At 57.5% G+C, this 1,957-nt stretch carries 2 pseudogenes; both read right to left on the bottom strand.

The window, feature by feature from the left end:
- Positions 1-461: 461 nt before the first annotated feature.
- Positions 462-1,062, bottom strand: a pseudogene (gene pmtA / locus BLS48_RS34435) (phospholipid N-methyltransferase PmtA).
- A 74-nt stretch (positions 1,063-1,136) separates the two neighbouring features.
- Positions 1,137-1,849, bottom strand: a pseudogene (locus tag BLS48_RS34430) (4-phosphopantoate--beta-alanine ligase); the annotation flags it as partial.
- Positions 1,850-1,957: the final 108 nt, after the last annotated feature.

The raw sequence follows: 1,957 nt of genomic DNA, 5'->3' as shown, positions 1-1,957 counted from the left end.
AAGTTGCGATCGGAATATAGAATGACAGAGCGGACCCGGTTTGGTGGGTGACGCAGCGATTCCTTAGTTCCATAAGATAGATTATGCGACTTTCATCAGTCAAAGTGAATATTTCGCAATATTACGAAGTATGAATTTATCTTTGACAAGTCTTATTGACGGTCGTCGAGAGGCAACACACTGCTGCTTCAGCAGTAAGGCTTGCTCTAAGTCTCGGTTCGAAAGATAGATGTTAATTAACACCACTTCACCGTCTGACAAACTGGACGGGAGACTCTGAACTCTTCTGACCCGCCGGGGGCCTTCGCTTCCCTCCCCTCTCGGCGCACTCACCTGTGCGGTATGCAATAGACTCCCTCGGATTCCATCAGTACCGCGCCACCCTTCAACTCGCTTAGTGCGCCAACCCACGCTTCCCTGCATAAGTGCATAGCGGGCTTACTTGCGCGCGTGGTGCGCTGTCAGACTGCTCGTCGATAAGTCCACAGCTGTGCGGGTGGGATATTGCGCACGATGAAATCATAGTGAGACACGACGTAGCGGTCGGGCATTTTGATCACTGGGGACAAAGGTCCGTAGGTAATCTGAATCACAGGCCTCCCGCGAGGAATGCGGGCCAGCAAATCCTCAAGCAGGCCAACACGCTGTTCCATCGGAAAGCTCAACAGCGGCACGGCACTTATGACACAGTCGAATTGCTCCCCGCTTCGCTCGGCAAGCACTTCTCCCACAGCGCGAACGCATCGCCCAATCGAAAATCCACGCCTGGAAAGCGTCGCGTCACGCGATGGTAGAAATCCTTGGAATATTCGATCGAAATCAGCTGATGCGGCTTGATGCCTCGTTTCGAGGATGGCCTTGGTGATGACGCCAGTTCCCGCGCCAAGTTCAAGAACCGGTAATCCGGATGCCGGGTTAATAACACTTGCCATACGACGCGCGGGATGAACGGACGTTGGCATGAGCGCACCCCACTCGTTTCTTGTCTTTCTGCCAGCCCTTGAAGAATTGCACTTCTTCTTCGAACTTCCTGCCGAGGCGCTCCTTCAATCGAAAGACCATATCCACTCCCTGCTACGGCTATTTGTCTGGGTCATTTTGACGACGCCTTTGTACAAGCGTCGCGACATATTCAATCATGCGGCATTGGATGCCGCGAGCACCTCGCATTTGCGCTGCCTTGGCAGAACGCCGACGTTATCGATAAGCCGCGTACCGCCGAGCCAGGCCGCGGCAATCAGGCGTGCAGGCCGGTCTGCGGCCGTGAGCGGCGACAAGTCGTCGTCAGCCCTCAGTTCGAGATACTCGACTTCGTCGTAACCGGCGGCGAGGATCGCTTGCCTGGCCTCGGCAAGTACAAGCTCTACTGGCGCTCTTGCCGACAGCCGCGCGGCCGAGGCGGACAGGACTTCGGGGAGCTTAGGCGCTGCCAGGCGCTGTTCGGCCGAGAGCCTGACATTGCGCGACGACATCGCCAGGCCGTCAGCTTCACGCACCGTTGGACAGGCGACAATCTCGATCGGAATGTCGAGATCGCGCACGAGCCGGCGAACGACGTGCAGTTGCTGGAAATCCTTCTCGCCGAAGAAGGCGAGATCAGCGCGCGTCTGGAGAAAGAGCTTGGCGACGACGGTTGCCACGCCGTCGAAATGGCCGGGACGGAACGCCCCGCACAGGCCCTTGCTCACCCCGCTCACCGACACCGTGGTGGCGAACCCTTCCGGATATACGTCCGCCGCATTCGGCGCGTATAGGAGATGAGCGCCGAGTGGCGCGAGCTTGGCGGCACCGTCATGCTCGTGCGCGGGTAGGCCGCGAGATCGGCAGAGCTGTTGAACTGAGCCCTGTTGCATGGATCAGACTTGGACGAGGCAACCCTATCCACTGCATTTTTCATGCAACGCGCTCGAACTTGGGCCGGCCAAGTTCTGTCATCCGGTTAAGAACACGGACGCCA

This window comes from Mesorhizobium qingshengii, assembly GCF_900103325.1.
Taxonomy (GTDB): Bacteria; Pseudomonadota; Alphaproteobacteria; order Rhizobiales; family Rhizobiaceae; genus Mesorhizobium; species Mesorhizobium qingshengii.
This window is presented reverse-complemented; position numbering and strand designations above follow the sequence as displayed.